This is a genomic window from uncultured Gimesia sp., assembly GCF_937910335.1.
GTDB lineage: Bacteria > Planctomycetota > Planctomycetia > Planctomycetales > Planctomycetaceae > Gimesia.
The window spans coordinates 1-20125 of record NZ_CALEMX010000337.1; the positions used below are offsets into that span (position 1 = coordinate 1).

Here is a 20125-nt window from a genome sequence, read left to right on the forward strand (position 1 = left end):
TGTACAGTTGTTATACAAATCTCATACACCGCCAATTGAGAGACATTTTCCCTTTTGAGAGTGAATGATCGCAAAATATGAAGAGTCGAGAGAAAATTAGATAACCCTAAGTTATTTATTTATTTGAGTTTGTGAATTAAATAATCAATTAGAAAGTTTCCAACTCTCGACATTTATCTATCGTAGTGAATAATACTCACGGAGGGGTTTTGTTGAAAACCCAGTATCATTCTGGAATGTTTCTCCTATCTTGAGCCTGTTTAGGAGCTATGCTTTGGGAAAATCGGCGATTGAGTTTTCTTGCTGAATTTGAACTTTATGAGGGGAATAGGACGTGGTACGAAAAGACGCAATAATCGGGTTGCACAAGCAGCTTTTGAATAGAAGAGACGAGCTCAAAAAACTTGTAACTGATAGCTCCGAAGGTTCTTCAGCCAGCCGCGCCACTGTGGAAGACAGCGGCGATGCAGCAATTCGCGAAACCCGGCAAGGTCTGGAATCGCATTTGGCTGAGATAGAATATAACGAGTTATTGCAAATTCGTCGCGCGATCTCTCTGATCCAGGAAGGTCGATATGGTCATTGCGAAAATTGCAATAAAAACATTCCGATTGCAAGGCTTAAAGCGGTTCCCTATACGATGTTTTGCGTCGATTGTGCGCAACAGCGCGAATCATTGGGCTTATCCAGTCAGGACGTTCATAGCGATTGGGAGAACGCCTACGAATTTGAAGGGCGGCTTAAGGATCAGGATGTCAGAATCCACGATTTAGATTTGGATAAATAATCCTTCCATCCGATAATAAGCGAAAGAGGGTCCGTCCAACCTGATTGAGTTGATACCTCTCTCCACAAATTCCTTTTCGCTCATACCAGTTTTCATTTGTGAAGAGACCGCTTCAATCAATCTCGTGACCTTCAACCGTATTACAGAAAACCACATTATCGGCAGTTGCCTGAATGTTGGTTTCCCGTAATCAAATCGTCTGGCAGTTGGCGAAGGAATGCCTCATTTTGCCGTAGCTAGGAATAGCTGAAATGCAAAAATGGTCCTGAGTCACGCTGAGAGATTTGCAATATGAAAAACCGTTACACACTTGCAGTAGTGCTGGCACTGATTGCTTCTGCTTCTCTATGGAATTCTTTTATCGAATCTCCATTGAATTCAAAACAACTGGAAGCAAAAATCCCTTCGCAGGGAAAATCAAGAATCCAGAATACTGCCCACTTACCTTTTTCATCTCTGCATGAAGGAAGTAAACATCTTGCTAAAATCGCAAAAGTAGCAACACCCAGTGTGGTACATATTCAATGCGAGAGACAAACACCACGTGGAGCGGTAGAAGAAACGGGATCCGGCGTCATCGTGCGAGGCGAAGGAAATTCTGGATTGTATGTCGTTACGAATCGACACGTGGTTCGGGATTCCAATGGTAAATCGATTTCCATTCAATTGCATGATGGTCGTGAGATACATCCAAAACGCAAGTGGGAGGATAAGGATACTGACTTAGCAATCTTAAAAATTGATGTAACCGATGTGACTGCCGCGGAATGGGGTGATAGTGACAAACTCGATATCGGACACATGGTTCTAGCGATGGGAAGTCCCTTTGGATTAAGTGAATCAGTCACTTTAGGAATCATCAGCGCCAAAGGACGTCGTTCGCTCCAGTTAGGAAGTGGTTCGGAAGTTCTCAATCAGAATTTTTTACAAACAGATGCTGCCATCAATCCGGGAAACAGTGGTGGTCCTTTAATAGATCTTGAAGGAAAAATCATCGGCATCAATACCGCCATCGCTTCCAACAGTGGTGGTAATGATGGCATCGGATTTAGTATCCCCAGCAAACTGGTTCGTCATGTATTCAATCAGCTTGTCAAATATGGCCAGGTCTATCGGGCATATCTTGGTGTGCAGCTCGATCCCGAATTCAGCATCGGAACCGCAACCCGGTTGAAGATGGACCGCGTACGTGGTGCCCGCATTGTAAAGGTCATTTCGAATACTCCCGCATCTCGTGCCAATTTGAAATATGATGACATCGTCCTGAGCTTTGGTGGCATCGATGTTCTCGATCAGAATCATTTGATCAATCTGGTAAGCCTGACTCCCATCGACAAAAGAGTCAGCGTGGTAATGCTACGCAATGGCCGCAAAGTGAACGTAATGGTGGAATTGGCAAATCGTAGAATCCTTGACGAACTGGAACGAAAGCAGAAAGAATCTCAACAATCTTCAAGGCGATTGGGGACCTCTGCGGAACCGATGAGCTTTCAGCGTTTTAAAGAGAAGACAGACAAGGATGTGCTTGCTGGATTACAGCTGGCTACCATGAATGAGGAGCTGGCAATGCAGTTGGGATTCGAAACGTCTCAATCGGGACTGCTTGTAATGAATGTAGATGAGAACAGTTCTCTCTATGGAGTCATTGATTTATATGATGTCATCGAAGAAGTGGCTGGTACACCCGTACGAAACCTGAATGAATTCCAGCAAGTATTGCAAAAGAATAAGACCCTCAAATCTCTGGTTCTGAAAATTTCCAATGGAAACAAAGGAAAGCCACATCATCAATTATTGATCTGGCAGATGAATTAATAACCGTGAGAAAGATTATGGTTTCGTTCTGAAATGAAATTCATGCCTCAATAAAAATTTAGACCCCATAAAAAAAGCCAGGTCAGATAGTTATTCTGACCTGGCTTCGTTTTTGAATTTCTCTAAGTGATTCTGATTAGTCTCGATAGAAGCGAGTCAATTCTTCAAACAGAAGTGGGTCGCGGATCGAATCGCTGGCGAGACGTGCTCTGAAGCGATGGTTCCCTTCAACCGTACCTTGTACGATCACCTGGTAGCTGACTGAATCTCCGGGTGCCAGATCTCCCAGTGATTTGAAGACGACCACTCCATTCTCTGCAATATGCTGAGTTGGACCGGTTGCCGAGATCAAATGCACTCCTGGTGGCAACTCACAAGAAATCGAAACGTTTGCGGCAGACTTACTACCATCATTTTTGACCACAATTTTGTATCCCGTTTCGGTACCAATTTCGACTGGATCATCTAAATCTGAAATATCCAGAACGAGTTGTGCTGTGCCTTCAATTCGAGTTTGCAGCTGAGCATCTGATTTTACATTATGCTCTGAGATGGCCCGAACATGATGGACATAGTTTCCAATAGTCTTGGTTTTCAAGTCCAGATTTACATTAGCAGACTGGCCGGGTTCCATTCGTCCGAGGAACCAGCTGATTGTTGAATCTTCAGGATTAAACTGTCCGCCATGATCTGCTTTCACAAATTCAAACCCTTTGGGAATTTTGTGTAAGATTCTGACGTTGTTAGTGGCAGCAGCTCCATCATTGATCGTTGTAATGACGTATTTCGCACTTCTACCTTTATAGCGAAGTCCGGGACCGTCAATGGCGACCTGCACTTTAGGTGCAATCACATTCACACGTGCTTGTGTCGCTTGAGTCAGGCCACCTTCTGCTTTTGCCCGAACATTCACAACTTGTTCGCCACCCAGGACGGCAGCTAATGCCAGACGAATTGTACGTGTTTCACCGGGGTTAAGAGAACCGACCTGCATCTGTAGATATTCAGCAGTCACATGCTCTAAACCTTTAGGAATTTCTGCTTCCAGTACAACATTGTGCAATGTTCCTGTACCCGGATTCGAAATCGTCACAGACTGAGAAGCAGGTTCACCAATCATAACATTCGTAGGCCCCTTGACTGCAACTTGCAGCAGAGGTTCCGCTACCATAAATGATTCTGACAACGAGTTCGAAAATCGTACGTTTGCTGTCGCTGCGATTGAACCGCGCTGACTGGGTATCAGGGAAACCTGAATCGTTTTTGTTTCGCCTGCTTTTAATACATCGAATTTCCATTCCAAATGATCGCGACTGGAATTCGGACTGGGAACTGCATTTGTCAGTCTAACAGAGACAGGAAAGAATGCTTCTACCTTCACATCTTTGGCAGACTGCTTACCTTCATTCTTGATTTCCAGTTCGAACTGGCACTCTTGACCTACGTTAATCTCACTTTTCTTAATCCATTTGTGAGTAACTTTTGATTCCGATACTTTGGAAGAAGCACCAATTTGTTTTGACGCAATATTCTTATTGCTACGATTTTTGGGAGATGCTGAGATTGTCACTCCCGAGGGCTGGCTTTGCTTCGCGTTCTTTTGAGTATTCCCGAAAGTTAAGTGATGTTTATTTTCGACTCGCTTTTGATCCGGAATTCGTGGAATTGCCACATTGGATGAACGAGGAGCTGGCTGGCTGAATTCTGTTGGCAAGCGAAATTGCTGCTTCTTTGCTTGAGCGGCACTGACCTGCTGAATTTTCCCTTTGGAACTTTGTTGATTGCCCTGCTGAAATTCTGCATGCACAATTTTTTTCTTACCAGATTGATCGGAAGAGAACTCTTCAAATCGATATTTATTTTGAGTATTGGCAGGTGCAGAGTGACCAACTTGTTGTAACGATGATCGTTTGCTTTCAGCTGTTTTCGTTTTGGTTTCCAGCCGACGATAAGGACGCTCTTGCCCGAACAGTTCCTTATAGTAATTGGGAACCTGTGAAAGCTTGGCTTTGTCGGTTGGTTTGTATTGAGATGATTGCCTTTTCACAGCAGAAGTCTTTTTGGGCTGTGAAATCGTGATGCTTCCTGTCTTACTAATTCCAGGAGATCCCGTTTCCTCATTCTGACCGGAGAAAAACTGATTTTTCGCCTTTGAAGGGGGAATCGCATCGAAGGGGGACTTCGAATCGAAAATGCGATCATCGGCGGTTGCGATACTCGCACTCATTACCATAGTTGAAAATATCGCGAGCATCATTTTTCCGCGTCGCATTTTGCTTCTCCTTACCGATTGGAATATTCTGCTGGACAGGATTTGATTTTTGATTTGGATAGACATGACGAGATTCGTGAGAATGGGTAGATGGATTCGGAACAGTCACGAAACGGGTTTGTGACTTTTATCCATTTCTCTTTATCGGGTGTAACGATTCCAATAATTGAATGAGATATACTGATTTTTGAAAATAAAGGGAGATTACAAGATTTTCCGATTATGACGATTTCTTAGTTCTCCCTTGTGTCAAAACTGCAATCAAACCATAAGTCCTTATAAAACAGGGTATTATGCGGCCGTTCCAGTGCGTAGTCTTCGTAAAATCATCTTGTCGGGCCGATTGACACGATCTAAACTGGGTTCCTTTTGTACCGGTATTGTTCCACCCGGTTTTGGAACAATAAATATTGGTTCCTGATGATTGACTCCTGACTGGAAGCCTCGAAAATGAATGTGTTGTTTCAAGCAGGAGCCTTTTTAAAGGAATCAAATCGTTCGATTTCCTGAATCGTCATGAATGTGCCTACTCAAAGATTTCACATCCCTCAAAAACAAAATCGTTCTATGCAGATTTACATGCTGGGATGCGTCGAATTCGACTCATTGCTGCTGCTACAGGAACGTACGCTACAAGAAATGCATAGAAAGGAATCAGATCAAGCGGTCCTTTTTATCTGTGAACACCCACCCATCGTGACTATAGGACGGGAAGGAAGTCTCAAGCAGTTAATGGGTTCTGAACAGGATCTCAAGGCCGGTCAGATTGAAGTACGTTGGATTAACCGTGGTGGTGGTGCCTTATTTCACGCACCAGGACAACTGGCCGTCTATCCTGTCATTCCTCTGAAACGAATCGGTCTGGGAATTCCTGACTATCAAACCGGTCTGTCACAAGCGGTCATCAAGATGGCAAAGGAACAGGGAGTTGTGGCTCATGCCCAACCTGGTTCTTCGGGTATTTTCAGTCGTTGTGGGCAGTTTTCCTTCCTGGGGGCTGCGATCAAATCATGGATTTCTTACTATGGGATGTATATTAACGTTTCGCCAGACATGAAGTTATTACGTTTGATTGATTCCAACCAGAACGATCACCGTCTCACATCGCTGTCAGCAACGCTAACGCGCGAAGCCAGTATGAGTGCTGTTCGCGAGAGTCTCATGAGGCAGCTTGTTTCACAATTTGGATATCAGCAGACACATATTTTTACGCAACACCCCTTACTACATAAAGTGAAGAATCAGGCTTATGTCCACACTTAATATATTGTCAGATCCTCAACCGGCGCACCGACAGCGACTTCCAAAATGGCTTAAAAGACCGCTACCCAAACCGGGGATGTCTTTTACAAGTAATGTCATCGAAGATTTGAATCTGGTCACTGTATGCGAAAGTGCCAAGTGCCCGAATCGAACCGAATGCTGGTCACACAAAACGGCAACTCTAATGATTCTGGGAAATGTCTGCACCCGACCTTGTGGATTTTGTTCTATCCCCAAAGGCAAAACGGAAACAGTTCAGATAGATGAACCAGAACGTGTTGCGGAAGCGGCAGCTCGGTTGGGACTGAAACATGTGGTGATCACTTCTGTCACACGAGATGATTTACCAGATGGTGGAGCAGAACATTTTTATAATTGTATTCTGGCCGTGCGCGAACGCACGGGGGCTGACATTGAAGTATTGACTCCCGATTTCCGAGGCGACCGTAAGGCTATCCAGCGTGTGATCGAAGCGCACCCTGATGTATTTAACCATAATACGGAAACAGTCCCTCGGCTGTATCATCGGGTTCGTCGCAACGCAGTCTATCAGAGAACCCTGGATCTGTTGATTCAGGTCAAGGAAACGGATCCTTCGATCGTCACGAAAAGTGGAATCATGCTCGGGCTTGGTGAAACTAGAGAAGAGGTTCTGGAAGTCTGTGCCGATCTGCGGGCGGCAGGTTGCGATATGATTACCATTGGGCAGTATTTACAACCAGCGCCTGAAAATTTACCGGTAGAGCGATTTCTCCCTCCTGAAGAATTTGATGAGATTGGAGATCAGGTCCGGACCTTGGGATTCAAACTAGTCGCTAGCGGCCCCTTTGTAAGATCAAGCTATAATGCGGGCGAAATGGCGGCTGTACTAGGGAATGATTCCTGAATGACCACGCCAATCGTCGTTCCTCCGATGGGCTGCCCGAATCAGGATTTGACCGTAAGTTTATGGCTGGCTCGAGTGGGGGAACAGGTAATCGCTGGAGATCGCGTGGTTGAATTGCTGATGCCGGGTATAATATTTGACGTCGAATCTTCCTGTTCGGGAACAATCGCCTCTTATGAATGTCAACCTGGCACAAAAGTCCGGGAAGGAAATGTCTTGGGATGGATTGAACCAGAACAGATAGACTCATGATATAACTCGTTTAAGCGCCAGGTAGTGTTTCTTATTTCCAATCATTCTTTACAACCTGGGAGGAACCGTGGCTAACGCCATTCGGCTAATGACCAAAAACAAGATAAGCCGCAAGGGATCAGCCGCGGTTAATACCGATCCGGTTAAAGGTGACTTTCCTGAGAATGATCCTCAAAACGATTAAATAAACACTATCTAGACTCTATTTTTTATTGAATATACATATGGATGACGAATGACAACGGATCAAATAAAAGGTCATCAATCAATTCTTGAAATGCTGAATCGCGCATTGTCACGAGGTCGCATGCCTCATGCTTTATTGTTTGCGGGAGATGCAGGTATTGGGAAAAAACGGATTGCCTCGTATCTTGCTCAGTGTTTATTTTGCCAGCAAACTGCCGCCGATCAATTGAGTTGTTGCCATGAGTGCGATTCATGCAAACAAATGGCCGCGGGTACGCATCCGGACTTGATCTCCATCGAATGCCCTCCAGACAAAGCGATTTTACCTTTAAGCTTGATTATTGGAAGAGACGAAAATCGAGGACGTGAGGGAGTTTGTTATGAAATGTCGCTGCGTCCCATGCTGGGAAATCGTCGAGTGGCGATCATCGATGATGCAGATAAAATGAATGCTGAATCTGCAAATGCCTTGCTCAAGACTCTCGAGGAACCTACTGCCAACTATTTAATGATCTTGATCGCAAGTGAACTGGATGTCATTCTTCCAACGATACGTTCCCGCTGTCAAACCATCCGATTTGGTCGTTTATCAGAAGAAAATGTAGCAGAATTATTACTGCAGCAAGAGCTGGTTGAATCTGAAGATCAGGCGTTTCAAATAGCACGTTTCGCGGAAGGATCGTTAAAAACAGCCAGTCAGCTACTGGATGATAATTTGAAAGCGCTGCGTGTCAGCATCACAGAACATCTTGGTAAAAAGCCTTTTCTTCCTCAAGTTTTTGCTCAAGTCGTCATACAGGCCATTGATGATATTGGGGGAAATACGGCAGCACAGCGTAAAACAGCGAATTGGATTATCAAATTCTGTGCTGATTTTTATCATCAGGCATTACAATCTGCATCAGGATACAATCCGGGTATCAGCTCTGAAGAACTCAGACAGTTTGTTGCTGGTTTTTCGGGAGAAACGGAAGATCGGATCGAAAAAATCGGGAATCTTCTTGATCGTATGATTCAGACGGAAGAAGAAATCGCTAAAAACGCGACAATCTCATTGTGTATCGAAAGCTTGAGTGCAGACCTCAAAGGTATACTGATGAAATAACACCACATCTTTTGTCTGGAATTGTGAATTCTACTGCTTTTCAAAAATACTGTATTCTCTGGGAATTGGTAAAGATTGACTGGCGCAGACTCGCTATAATAATTAGCTTGGGCAGTCACTGTAATTTTCATGTTGATTATTTTTATTCCACGAAGGCTGCCTCAATCAATCAATTTTTATGAATTTATAATATATGAATAACGAAGTTTCTGGATATATTGTTCGCTATGGGTCCACGCGATCTCTTGGAGAGTTCAGTTGGAAAGGCGGTCCGGCATTAACTCGCAACGCTGCTGTGATTATCAAAAGTGAACGGGGGCAGGAATGGGGTGAAGTCTTATCACCGGCAACAGAACAAGCTCGTTCTTTCATGAACGAGACCGGTTCAGCAGGACGAATTATTCGGCCGGTTACAGATGATGATTATCGGCAACGTGATAAGGGTCGTCATGAAGAGCGAAATGAATTTCTAGGATGTCAGGAACTGGTCGATGAGCATAAACTGCAAATGCAGTTAGTCGACGTCGAACATATTTTTGGTGGCGAGCGGGTGATCTTTTATTATCTCGCCGAGAAACGCGTCGACTTTCGGGAATTAGTGAAGTCTTTGGCACGAAAATATCGGTCGCGCATTGAAATGCGTCAGATCGGAGTTCGTGATGAAGCAAAGCTCCTGGCAGATTATGGTGATTGCGGCAAACCGGTTTGCTGTGGAACTCATCTAACAGAAATGCCCCCTGTTTCCATGAAGATGGCCAAGTTACAAAAAACGTCTCTCGATCCGAATAAACTTTCGGGCCGATGTGGGAGACTCAAATGTTGTCTGCGCTATGAATATGACACTTACAAAAGCTATAAGAAGGACCTGCCTCCCGTTGGTTCGACTGTCGTAACCAAAGAGGGAGAAGCAAGAGTAATGAACCAGGAAATTTTGTCAGAATGTGTCCAGGTGATTTATCAGGATTCTCGTAAAACAATTGTCCATAGAAAAGACATTCTGGAAGTGATCAAAAAGAAAAAAACAGAACCTCCTGCAAGTGAATGACCATCAATGGGTCAATCAGGGAAAACCGGGCCTGAAATAACCTATTTTTCCGAAGAGCCCCTCAATAATTTTAAATATCTATAATGTTATCTGGCAAGAAAGTCTTGACCGGAGGCGATCAGGTCGAAACACTAGAGCTAACTCTCTTTAAAAAGATCTTGTTTTTTAAAGATTTCAGAAGATATGGGTAAAAAAATGACCTCTACCACTAATCTTTCTCAACCAAAGCTACAATTTCATCCCAATGCGTATGACTTTGTTTTTGAAGCATTACAGCAGGCGCAGGAAATCTATTCGCGGACTGTGGTGAATGAGAACGACCAGGAAGAAGCTCATGTTTCAGGTCAGGAACTTCTGGATGGAGTACGCGCTCTTGCTCTCAAACAATTCGGTTTAATGACCACAACCGTCTTTAAAGTATGGGGTGTGGAATCAACCAAAGACTTCGGAAAAATGGTCTTTGAGATGATCGAACATGGTAGAATGCGAAAAACAGATAATGACCGCCTCGAAGACTTTGTCGATCTCTATGATTTTGAACAGGTTTTCGACTTAAATTATGTCATTGATACCAGCCAGGTTTTCAACCGCAGTACGGCAGATCAGGCTTGATCTCGCAATAGACTATTTATCACGTTCATCCGGCGATTCTGGCTCAGATTGCCCTGCTCTTGCCCTCCGCTTTCAAGTTTTGTATTTACCCAACTTTGTTAAGTTGGTGTTATTGCAATCTAAATCCCACCTGCTACACTCCCCGTTTAGAGATTAATGCTTGAATTTTACCTCTATTTTTTGAGTATTCAAAATTGCTTGATACCCGTCGCCCAAAATCGATTGAGGTTTTGTGGTTTTACAACAAGATTTACATCGGCTAATTTTAAATGGGGTTAACTCTAAGGATGAGATTTCATTTTCGCGCACGCTTCTCTCCCGTTCGGCTTCTCACAGCACTCCTCACCTTGACTTGCTCAACGCTCTTCTGTTCAGCATCTTTACTCGCAGCAGAAGTCTCTGCAGGTGAAATTCCTAGTGCTGATAACGAGACTGTCCTCATCAGTTGGCTCGTTGCAATTACCGGCGCTATCTTCGCTTTATTTACAGCCTTTCGTTTCTACTGTTGGATGGTGAATCAAAGCGAAGGCGACGCAAAGATGAAAAAGATCGCAGAGCATGTTCGAGAAGGTGCTCGCGCTTACCTGGATCGTCAATTTAAAGTCGTTACTATCTTTTTTGCGGTCGTGTGTGCCTTATTGGCCTTCATGGCATTCGGATTGAAGACACAATCAGAATGGGTCCCCTTTGCATTTTTAACTGGTGGTTTCTTTTCTGCATTAGCGGGCTGGTTCGGGATGCGAACTGCAACTCTCGCCAGCGCACGAACTGCTCACGCAGCCAAAGACTCCTTAAACAGCGGTTTACAAGTTGCTTTTCGAAGTGGCGCGGTCATGGGATTGGTCGTAGTCGGCCTGGGTCTTCTCGATATCTGTCTCTGGTTTGGCGTTTTACACTGGGTGGTAGAAATGCCATTGGCTGATATCACTGTTACGATGCTCTGCTTTGGTATGGGAGCGAGTAGTCAGGCATTGTTTGCACGTGTGGGTGGTGGCATCTTTACGAAAGCCGCTGATGTGGGTGCCGACCTGGTCGGTAAAGTCGAAGCAGGTATTCCTGAAGATGATCCCCGCAACCCAGCTACGATCGCAGATAACGTCGGCGATAATGTCGGCGATGTCGCCGGTATGGGGGCCGACCTGTATGAGTCTTACTGTGGTTCGATTCTGGCAAGTGGTGCTCTCGGCGTTGCCGCTTACCACGGTTATCCAAAAATGCAGATGATGTGCCTGTTACTTCCCATGTGTCTGGCAGCGGTTGGAATCTTTCTTTCCGTGACCGGGATCTTCATGGTAAAGACTCGAGATGACGCAACACAAAAGAACTTGTTGAAAGCACTATCAAAGGGAATTGACACTAGCGCGATTGGCGTGATGATTGCCGCATTTGGCCTGGTCTGGATCATGCTGGTCATTCCTTCTCAGTCATCTGGAATTCCCACTGATTCCCCACTCATGGTTGGCACACCCTTATTTGGTGTATTTGGCGCAATCGTTTGTGGTCTGGTCTCCGGATGGTTAATCGGAAAATGGACGGAATATTCTACCAGCGACGAATTCAAACCGACGCGATTTATTGCAGACCAGTCCTCAACGGGTCCTGCAACTGTCATCATCGCTGGAATTGCCGAAGGATTTTACAGTGTCTGGGTACCGATTGTCGTTATCGGGTTTGCCATTCTTTTCTCCTTTGGACTGTGTACGGGATTTGATTTTGCAAACGCTCAGATCTTTGCCATGGGCCTGTATGGTGTTGCGATTGCCGCAGTCGGTATGCTGAGTACCCTGGGTGTTACCCTGGCGACTGACGCTTATGGACCTATCGCAGATAATGCTGGCGGAAATGCAGAAATGAGTGGCCAGGAACCCTATGTGCGTCAGAGAACCGATGCACTGGACAGTCTTGGAAATACAACTGCTGCTACAGGTAAAGGATTTGCGATTGGCTCTGCTGCATTGACGGCTTTGGCTTTATTGGCCGCTTACGTCGAAGAAGTTCGCGTTGGATTCGAACGTTGGGTCGAACATTCTGCCATTGTCGAATTTGTCTCAGATGATATGACAGATGCGACAGCATTAAAGTTGAGTACAAACTGTGTTGCTCTGCGAACCAATACTAAAGACGGCGAAAAATCAGACCATAACAATCAGGGATTTTTATTATTTCCCGCATTGAATCTATCACAGGTGACTCCGGGTCGAGAAAAGATCAAGAGTGCAGAAGTCGGCTCGATTATTAAGGGGCTGAATATTACTGAATTATTAGAAAGAGGCGAAATCGTTGATGTCAAAACTGCGACAGTCCCTGATTTCTCCCGTTTTTATAATTTTTCTCTATTGAACCCCAAGGTTCTGGTTGGGGTCTTCTTTGGAGTGATGGTCGCATTTGTCTTTTGTGCAATGACCATGAAAGCAGTAGGGCGTGCCGCTGGGGCGATGGTAGATGAAGTGCGCCGCCAATTCCGTGAAATAGCAGGCATTATGGAGAATGAAGCCGAACCCGATTATGCAGCTTGTGTCGAGATCAGTACTGCTGCAGCACAGCGGGAAATGATCCTGCCCGCAATGCTCGGATTACTTTCTCCGATCGTTGTAGGCCTCTTATTGGGTGTACCTGGAGTGGTTGGCTTACTGGTTGGTGCCTTGACGAGTGGGTTTGCAGTTGCCATTATGATGGCTAATGCCGGTGGTGCCTGGGACAATGCGAAAAAGTACATTGAAGCTGGTGCTCATGGCGGCAAAGGAACTGACGCGCACAAAGCCACAGTAGTAGGCGATACCGTTGGTGATCCGTTCAAAGACACCAGTGGTCCCAGCTTGAACATTTTGATCAAACTGATGAGTATGGTTTCTGTTGTCATGGCCGGGTTTATTATTCAATACGCATTAGAGTTATTTTAAGCAATTGAAACGGGCTAAAGGTCACGAAAATCGATACTGAATCTACTCAACCATCTGAATCAATTGAAAGTGCTTCCAGCTTAGAACGTGCCTGCCTGTGTGCTCAAGTCTGTGATAATTTCAAAGGCAAAGATATCGTCGTACTTGATGTGTGCGATATTACACCTTTGTTTGACTATTTTATTATCTCGACTGCAGCCAACCAGAGGCAAAGCCGTGCGACCGCCGATGAGGTTCGCATTTTAATGAAACGCGATGGATCACACCGGCGCAATATTGAAGGTAAAGACAGTGAATGGATTCTAGGGGACTATGGGGACATTGTTCTGCATATTTTTACCGAAGAAGCCCGCCAGCAATACGATCTGGAACGACTCTGGGCAGATGCCAAAAAAGTAGATTGGCAGTCTTCCAAAGCTGATAAATCTGATTCTGAATAACAGGAATTCCTGTTTCTATGATTCTCAGCGTCCATCGTATATTCTAAGCATCAAATCCTATACCAGCATCTCTTTCTATCAAGAGAGAGATCAGAGCCTCCCTGTTGGAAATGTGATATGAATATTCTCGATGCACTTAGAATTCGATTTGAACCCGTTTTAGCAGAATGGACTGATGATCCATCCTCTGTGATTGAAATGCTGAAAGCCTCTCAGGATGCCAAATTTGGTGACTATCAGGCGAATTTCGCAATGCCCCTGGCAGCGAAACTGGAGGGAGTCAAACCACGCGACCTCGCAGTTCAAATTGCCGACAAAGTAGACCTGTCTGATTTCTGTGAACCGCTTGAAGTCGCAGGTCCCGGTTTTATCAATATCAAATTAAAACAGGATTGGCTGGAAGGACTCACGCAGCAATTAGTCGCTGATGAACGATTGGGTGTCTCAGTGACAGAGAGCCCACAAAAAGTCATTGTTGACTTCTCGGCCCCCAATGTCGCGAAACCAATGCATGTGGGACATTTAAGAAGCTCGGTGATTGGTGATGCCAATTATCGCGTTCTGAAATTCCTCGGACATGCTGTGGTCGGCGATAATCACATCGGCGATTGGGGAACGCAATTTGGGATGATCATCTTCGGGTATAAACATTTTCTCGACGAAGAGGCCTTTCAGCAAAGCTCCGTAACGGAACTGGCACGTCTTTATCGGCTGGTAAACCAACTGTCCGATTACCACGCAAATAAGAATACAGTCCCGACTCTTCAGAATGAAATTGAGCAACTGGAAGACAAACTAAAAACGCTGGAAGAGACAATCGATCAATCAGACAAGAAGGCTCAGAAACAACTCAAGAAATTAAAATCGGATATCGGCGAACGTAAGTCAGAACTGACATCGATGCAGGAAAAGTTAGTCGAGCTGGAACAAAATGAAGATCTTAACAGCAAAGCGATCGCTTTTCCGGAGATTGCCCGTCTGGCACGCGACGAAACCGCTAAACTTCATGCCGGTGATGCAGAAAACCTCGAACTCTGGAAGCAGTTCCTACCAGAATGCCTGGATGCCATTCAGGTCGTATATGATCGACTCGATATTCATTTTGATTTAACTTTAGGCGAAAGTTATTACCAACCTATGTTGGCAGATGTGGTAGCTGATCTCAAACAAAAAGGATTGGCTCAAGAGAGCCAGGGCGCAATCTGCGTATTTGCCGAAGGATTAAAAGCACCTTCCATTGTACAAAAGCAGGATGGTGCCTTTACATACGCCACCACAGACCTTGCTACAATCAAATATCGGGTTGAAGAACTCAACGCAGATCGCATCCTGTACGTCGTGGATTCACGACAAAGCGAACATTTTCAATTATTATTCGCAACGGTGAAACAATGGGGATTTACCGATCTCGAATTACAACATGTCAGCTTTGGAACGATTCTGGGAAAAAATAAACGTCCCTACAAAACAAGATCCGGCGACACCGTTGGCCTGGAAAGCCTGCTGGATGAATCAATCCAAAGAGCCTATACGATTGTCACAAAAAATGATGAAGCCAAACGTGATGGACCGGAACTGAACGAAACAGAACGTCAACAGATAGCAGAATCTGTCGGACTGGGTGGAATCAAATATGCCGACTTAAAACATAACCGTGACAGCGATTATGTATTTGACTGGGATAAAATGTTGGCGAATCGTGGTGACACCGCGACTTACATGCAGTATGCATATGCTCGCGTATGTGGAATATTCCGTAAAGGAAATATTGATCGAGAAGCTCTACGAACCGAACAGTCCCTACTTCAGCTTACTGAGGAAAGTGAACGAGCATTGGCACTACAGATCAATCGATACTCTGAAACTCTTGAAAGCGTGGCTATCGAAGCACGGCCCAATTATTTGACGAACTATCTGTTCGAGTTAGCAAATTTATTCAGCACATTTTATAACGATGAAAATTGTCAAGTACTCAAGGCAGAAGATAAGGAAGTTAAGACGAGCCGCTTGTTGCTGTGTGATTTAACGGCGAGTGTGATTGAGCATGGTTTATCATTACTGGGAATCCGCACCTGCGAAAGAATGTAGTATGGAATCACTAGAGACTCTTCCACATTACAACTCACGATTACGTAAAAAAACGCATTCCAGATCGGAATGCGTTTTTTATTGAATATTACCCGGCAAGGGCTCGAACCTTGACTAGCAGAATCAAAATCTGCTGTGCTACCATTACACTACCGGGTAATGTGTTTCCTGATTTCAGACACAGTAGCTCAGCTCGGGTTCACCATTTCGCTAATGATGAACCCGGCGAACGGAGTTTATTGAATCCCTCAAGATCTGGCAAGAGTTCTCTTTAGAGAATTCCAGCATCTTTTGGATTCACTAATCGTTACGCAACTTGAGGCTCATTTCACCGAGTTTTTCCCGGATTTCATTGAGTGATGTCACACCGAAGTTACGGCTGGCAAGCAACTCATCTGGACTGCGGCGAAGTAGTTCACCCATGGTTCCGATTCCAAGCCGAGACATACATTTCCGAGATCGTACGGAAAGCCCCAGATCTGAAATTGGTTTCTCAGTAACCGGGTTATCAGCCAATTCAGGTGGTAAGGCAGCATAGCCACCTTCTTGACCCAAAGCTTCATGCAGGTTCTGGCCAATATGCAGGCCAAAGGAAGTCAGCATTTCGCGGATTTCGTCGAGCGAGGTCTGGCCAAAATTCTTGCCTGCCAGAAGATCGTTTTCGCTGACTCGCGTTAGATCGCCTAGCGTATGGATGTCCATCGCGTGTAGACAATTTCGGCTGCGAACGGAAAGCTCGAAGTCGGTGACTGGTCGATCCAGTAACTGTTTCATACGAGCTTCGTTGCGAGCAGTCTCTTCATCGTAATACATGTTGTCAGCGGCTTCGATGTCTTTCAAATACATCGCAGCCATTTCATTCAGTGGATCTGCTTCCAGAATACGTCGGAAACAAAACGCAGCGGCTGGATAGTTTTCCATATCCTCGTAGAGCAAGCCTAGATTCAGAATCGCTCCCAGATAAAAGGGAGGACTGGAAAGAGACTGTTCATAAAGCCGAATCGCATCTTCATCATTTCCACGCGAGGCATTTTCGCCCGCCAGTCGGAAAATAGCACGAGAGTGCCGTGGATCCATGTCGACGGCCCGTTCGAAGTATTCAATCGCTCCGTATAAATCACCACGGTCAGAGCGGATACATCCCATCTGAAAAGAATACTCAGCACGACCTGCTGCGTCCTTCGCAATGGATGAAAGGATCGCTTCAGCTTCATCGAGCTTACCTACCAGACGCAGGGTCTCGGCTCTTCTGAGTGAACACTCAATGGAATCATAACCCAGTTTTGCTGCTGCTTCTAACTGAGCATCTGCTTCTGTGTAACGCTTCAATGCCATTAGAGAAACGGCATGATAAAAGCTGGCAGTTGCATTATCATTCACTTTTTCAAGCTGCAGAACTGCGTCGTTATGCTGGCCTAACAAATGCAAGGCGATGCCCGCTCTCGGATTCAGAGCCGCTGAAGTCTGACCTTCTGAGATCTCGTTGACGAGAGTCTGTACTTCACTGCGAAGTTCAGAAACCTGATCAGAACAAACAATTTCTGATAACTGTTCTACATCAGAGTATCCCACGCCATCAGAGCTTTTTAATACTTTATTCACGTCAAATAATTCGTCGACACTCACACTATTTTCCTTTGTTGCAGCTAGCGCGCAAATGAAAGCAGACAATAGCTAATAATTAACGAAAAACTATTGCTAATTCTTATAGACTCGAATCTTACTCTCTGTTTAGACAAACGGCAACCATCAAGGCATGTTTAGCCGGTTTTCTCGTTGTGGCTACGTACTTTATGGTGCAACATCATCCCAGAAAGTATTCTAATGAACAGGCATGGGGTCTGCTACTGAATCAACGCCTGATATCCACCATCGCCGGGATTTCCGGGTAAATGCTGATTTTCTCTGATAATTTTTCGACCGGGGTACTGCGGAAGCACGCTCTGTAGCAACTCTTCATTTTCCCTGCGATCGAAAGAACAGGTTGAATAAACCAGTTTTCCCTCCGGTTTCAGATGATCCAGGGCGAGTTGAATCAAGTAGCGCTGAATTTCATTCAGTTCGCTGATTGCAGTATCATCGATTCTCCAGCGTGCTTCGGGACGTTTACCGAGTACACCGGAATTGGAACAGGGGACATCAACTAAAATAGCATCAAAGGGGGCTTCCGGAAGTTCCGTTTCGCGTAGCCGGACCTTTGAGGGTATAATCATACTCAATCCTAGCCGCGATGCATTCTGTTCGATTTTGAAGAGCCGATCTTCACTGACATCTGTGGCAACGAGCGTACCCCGATTCTGCATCAGTTCTGCAAGATGTGTCGTTTTCGTTCCGGGAGCGGCACACAGGTCTAAAACGGTATCATCGGGTTGTGGATCAAGCAAATTTCCGGCAGCGATGGCGGATTCATCCTGGATGGTAAATTGACCGGAATCGAAACCAACCAGTGATTCCAGGGGAACGAATTCATCCAGCCTGATGGACTGAGGTTCGTTTCCCAAACTTACTTGAATCCCCGCTTCTTCCAGTTCTTTCAGCAGTACATCACGGCTTGTTTTCAATTCATTGACACGTAAAAAAAGCGGACTACGTTGATTCATCCACTGCGCGATCTGCTGAGTCTGTTCTAAACCGTACTGAGCGAGCCAGTCAGAAATCAGCGCGAGGGGGAAACTATATCCCTGTGAAAGATAACCAGCCAGATTTGTTTCAGGATCATCCAACAAATTTTTTGTAAAACAACGAAAACGATTGTGACTTAAGGGAATCGCATTGGCCTGCGGTGTCGTTGCGATCTCATCCGTCTGAAGCCTGCCGATGGAACGTAAAATACCATTGACGATTTTTTTCCAGCGGACTCTATCGAGTTTACTTGCAAGTTCAACAGTCTCTGATACAGCCGCATGATCGGGAATTTGGTCGAGAATCACCAGTTGATAAACACCGATCTGCAGGAGTGTCCACAAAGGGGCCTCCACTTTTTCCCGCGGGCGACTTAACTGACTTTCGATGAGTGTATCCAAAGTCAATTGCCTTCGAATTACACCAATGCTGATTTCCATTGCCAGCCGCCGATCCTGTGGAGAAAGATCAATACGGCGGTCCCAATGTTGAAGAGAATCACTGACAAACTGATCCTGACAGCGGTATTCTTCGATTAGAAAAAAGGCTAGTTCTCGCGCAGAACGGAAATATTGAGGCAATAATAACTCATCAGAGCTGGATGAAGTCGTATTTTGTTTCCAGATATGGTTATTTTTCACGATGTCTGACCACACAACTTTTCCAGGTCGGTAAAGAAATGCGGGTACGTTTTAATCGTACAATCCGGGTCATTAATTACGATTCCGGGAACTTTCAAACCAATCAGTGCAAAACTCATGGCCATTCGATGGTCATCGTAAGTTTCGATGGTTGCCGGTTGGATTTCGCCAGGATAGATCGTGATAGAATCTTCAGTCTCTTCAACTTGGATCCCCATTCGCTTCAATTCCGTGGCAACCGCTGCAATACGGTCTGTTTCCTTATGGCGAATATGTCCTACGTTTCTGATACAAGTCGGCCCCTCTGCAAACACAGCAACAGCGGCCAACGTCTGGGCGGTATCACTGATATCATTCATATCTACATCGATGCCTTTCAGAGGACCTCCCTCGACGGTGATACTATTGCGGCCGCGTTCAATCTGGCATCCCATGTCTTCGAGGACGCGAATAAAATTGATATCCCCCTGCAACGCATCCTGATTTAATCCTTCAACGGTAACACGCCCTCCCGTTATCGCGGCTGCAGCTAAAAAATAACTGGCTGCAGAAGCATCGGGCTCAATCTCATAAACCGCTGATCGCTGATAAGTTTGGGGCTGGATCTTCCAGACGGAAGGTTTTGTGCGATCGATGGTCACGCCGAATTGTGCCATGACTCCCAAGGTAATTTCCAAATAAGGCTTTGAAACCATTTCGTCAAGAATCGTAATTGTAACGGGCTTTTGTGCAGCAGGAGCAATCATCAGCAAGGCGCTTAAATATTGACTGGAAACATTGCCTGATATTGAAGTTTCCCCCCCTGACAATCCTTTAGCATTCACGCGAACGGGCGGGCAACCCGTCGCATTTTCGCAGGCAACATCAACCCCCAGAAGTTTCAACGCTTCAACCAGATCCTGAATCGGGCGTTCACGCATCCGGGGATTGCCGTCTAAAATAAATTTACCTTCTCCGGTTGCACAAAGTGCCGTCAAAAACCGGATACTCGTTCCACTGTTTTCCAACCAGAGCGAGGCCGATGTTTGTGGAATTCTCCCTCCACACCCCTTCACTTCCGCAGTGCATTTTGAAGCATCATGTTTCACTTTGACTCCCAGACGATTCAAGCTTTGGATCATCACCTGAGTATCCAGACAATCGAGTACTCCCGAAAGCTGTGTCGTTCCGTCTGCGAGTGCCGCTACGATTAAGGCACGATTGGTAATACT

The 20125-nt window shown here is 45.3% G+C and carries 15 protein-coding genes and 1 tRNA gene; 11 read left to right on the plus strand and 5 right to left on the minus strand.

Annotated features, from left to right (window positions below):
• Positions 1-334: 334 nt before the first annotated feature.
• Together Q0668_RS13420 and Q0668_RS13425 are read left to right on the plus strand one after the other, a co-directional pair.
• Positions 335-787 carry a TraR/DksA family transcriptional regulator gene (locus Q0668_RS13420; RefSeq protein WP_298865502.1) on the plus strand — a complete coding sequence of 151 codons (453 nt, stop codon included), beginning with the start codon at positions 335-337 and terminating at the stop codon, positions 785-787.
• A gap of 291 nt (positions 788-1078) precedes the next feature.
• On the plus strand, positions 1079-2602 hold the full coding sequence (locus Q0668_RS13425; protein WP_298865503.1) for a trypsin-like peptidase domain-containing protein: 1524 nt from the start codon (positions 1079-1081) through the stop codon (positions 2600-2602).
• Between the two features lie 136 nt (positions 2603-2738).
• On the opposite strand, the gene Q0668_RS13430 is transcribed toward Q0668_RS13425, so the two are convergent.
• On the minus strand, positions 2739-4874 hold the full coding sequence (locus Q0668_RS13430; RefSeq protein ID WP_298865506.1) for a CARDB domain-containing protein: 2136 nt from the start codon (positions 4872-4874) through the stop codon (positions 2739-2741).
• Between the two features lie 567 nt (positions 4875-5441).
• Between Q0668_RS13430 and Q0668_RS13435 the strand changes: the two genes are divergently transcribed.
• The 9 genes from Q0668_RS13435 (at position 5442) to argS (ending at position 15651) form a co-directional block, all read left to right on the plus strand.
• Entirely contained in the window at positions 5442-6137 is a 696-nt protein-coding gene (locus Q0668_RS13435; RefSeq protein WP_298865508.1) for a hypothetical protein, read from the plus strand.
• Positions 6124-7023, plus strand: coding sequence for a lipoyl synthase (lipA, locus tag Q0668_RS13440; protein WP_298865510.1), 900 nt, complete (start codon positions 6124-6126; stop codon positions 7021-7023). The genes Q0668_RS13435 and lipA overlap by 14 nt, the downstream gene beginning before the upstream one ends.
• Positions 7024-7275, plus strand: a complete 252-nt coding sequence (locus tag Q0668_RS13445; protein ID WP_298865512.1) for a biotin/lipoyl-containing protein — start codon at positions 7024-7026, stop codon at positions 7273-7275.
• A gap of 235 nt (positions 7276-7510) precedes the next feature.
• Positions 7511-8566: a DNA polymerase III subunit delta' gene (holB, locus tag Q0668_RS13450; RefSeq protein ID WP_298865513.1), complete on the plus strand. Its 1056-nt coding sequence runs from the start codon at positions 7511-7513 to the stop codon at positions 8564-8566.
• A gap of 193 nt (positions 8567-8759) precedes the next feature.
• On the plus strand, positions 8760-9611 hold the full coding sequence (gene ricT / locus Q0668_RS13455; protein WP_298865515.1) for a regulatory iron-sulfur-containing complex subunit RicT: 852 nt from the start codon (positions 8760-8762) through the stop codon (positions 9609-9611).
• Positions 9612-9806: 195 nt separating this feature from the next.
• On the plus strand, positions 9807-10223 hold the full coding sequence (locus Q0668_RS13460) for a Minf_1886 family protein (protein ID WP_298865517.1): 417 nt from the start codon (positions 9807-9809) through the stop codon (positions 10221-10223).
• Between the two features lie 287 nt (positions 10224-10510).
• A complete protein-coding gene (locus tag Q0668_RS13465) occupies positions 10511-13123 on the plus strand; it encodes a sodium-translocating pyrophosphatase (protein WP_298865519.1) in 2613 nt (870 codons plus the stop codon).
• A gap of 95 nt (positions 13124-13218) precedes the next feature.
• Entirely contained in the window at positions 13219-13563 is a 345-nt protein-coding gene (gene rsfS / locus Q0668_RS13470; RefSeq protein ID WP_298865529.1) for a ribosome silencing factor, read from the plus strand.
• 117 nt (positions 13564-13680) lie between these two features.
• The gene (gene argS, locus Q0668_RS13475) at positions 13681-15651 is read left to right on the plus strand and encodes an arginine--tRNA ligase (protein WP_298865521.1); all 1971 of its coding nucleotides are present in this window, start codon (positions 13681-13683) and stop codon (positions 15649-15651) included.
• Between the two features lie 88 nt (positions 15652-15739).
• On the opposite strand, the gene Q0668_RS13480 is transcribed toward argS, so the two are convergent.
• From Q0668_RS13480 to aroA, 4 genes are all read right to left on the minus strand, one after another.
• A tRNA-Gln gene (locus tag Q0668_RS13480) sits at positions 15740-15810 on the minus strand.
• Positions 15811-15951: 141 nt separating this feature from the next.
• Complete coding sequence (locus Q0668_RS13485; protein ID WP_298865523.1) at positions 15952-17277, minus strand: DNA-directed RNA polymerase subunit alpha C-terminal domain-containing protein; 1326 nt, start codon at positions 17275-17277, stop codon at positions 15952-15954.
• A 218-nt stretch (positions 17278-17495) separates the two neighbouring features.
• The gene (gene rsmB, locus Q0668_RS13490) at positions 17496-18929 is read right to left on the minus strand and encodes a 16S rRNA (cytosine(967)-C(5))-methyltransferase RsmB (protein ID WP_298865525.1); all 1434 of its coding nucleotides are present in this window, start codon (positions 18927-18929) and stop codon (positions 17496-17498) included.
• Positions 18911-20125 (minus strand): 3-phosphoshikimate 1-carboxyvinyltransferase (aroA, locus tag Q0668_RS13495; protein WP_298865527.1); only part of this gene is annotated, 1215 nt, incomplete at its 5' end. The genes rsmB and aroA, both read right to left, overlap by 19 nt.

Coding starts and splice junctions, on each gene's coding strand:
- Q0668_RS13425 (WP_298865503.1), top strand. CDS start 1,079: ATGAAAAACCGTTACACACTTGCAGTAGTGCTGGCACTGATTGCTTCT.
- Q0668_RS13430 (WP_298865506.1), bottom strand. CDS start 4,874: ATGCGACGCGGAAAAATGATGCTCGCGATATTTTCAACTATGGTAATG.
- Q0668_RS13435 (WP_298865508.1), top strand. CDS start 5,442: ATGCAGATTTACATGCTGGGATGCGTCGAATTCGACTCATTGCTGCTG.
- lipA (WP_298865510.1), top strand. CDS start 6,124: ATGTCCACACTTAATATATTGTCAGATCCTCAACCGGCGCACCGACAG.
- Q0668_RS13445 (WP_298865512.1), top strand. CDS start 7,024: ATGACCACGCCAATCGTCGTTCCTCCGATGGGCTGCCCGAATCAGGAT.
- holB (WP_298865513.1), top strand. CDS start 7,511: ATGACAACGGATCAAATAAAAGGTCATCAATCAATTCTTGAAATGCTG.
- ricT (WP_298865515.1), top strand. CDS start 8,760: ATGAATAACGAAGTTTCTGGATATATTGTTCGCTATGGGTCCACGCGA.
- Q0668_RS13460 (WP_298865517.1), top strand. CDS start 9,807: ATGACCTCTACCACTAATCTTTCTCAACCAAAGCTACAATTTCATCCC.
- Q0668_RS13465 (WP_298865519.1), top strand. CDS start 10,511: ATGAGATTTCATTTTCGCGCACGCTTCTCTCCCGTTCGGCTTCTCACA.
- argS (WP_298865521.1), top strand. CDS start 13,681: ATGAATATTCTCGATGCACTTAGAATTCGATTTGAACCCGTTTTAGCA.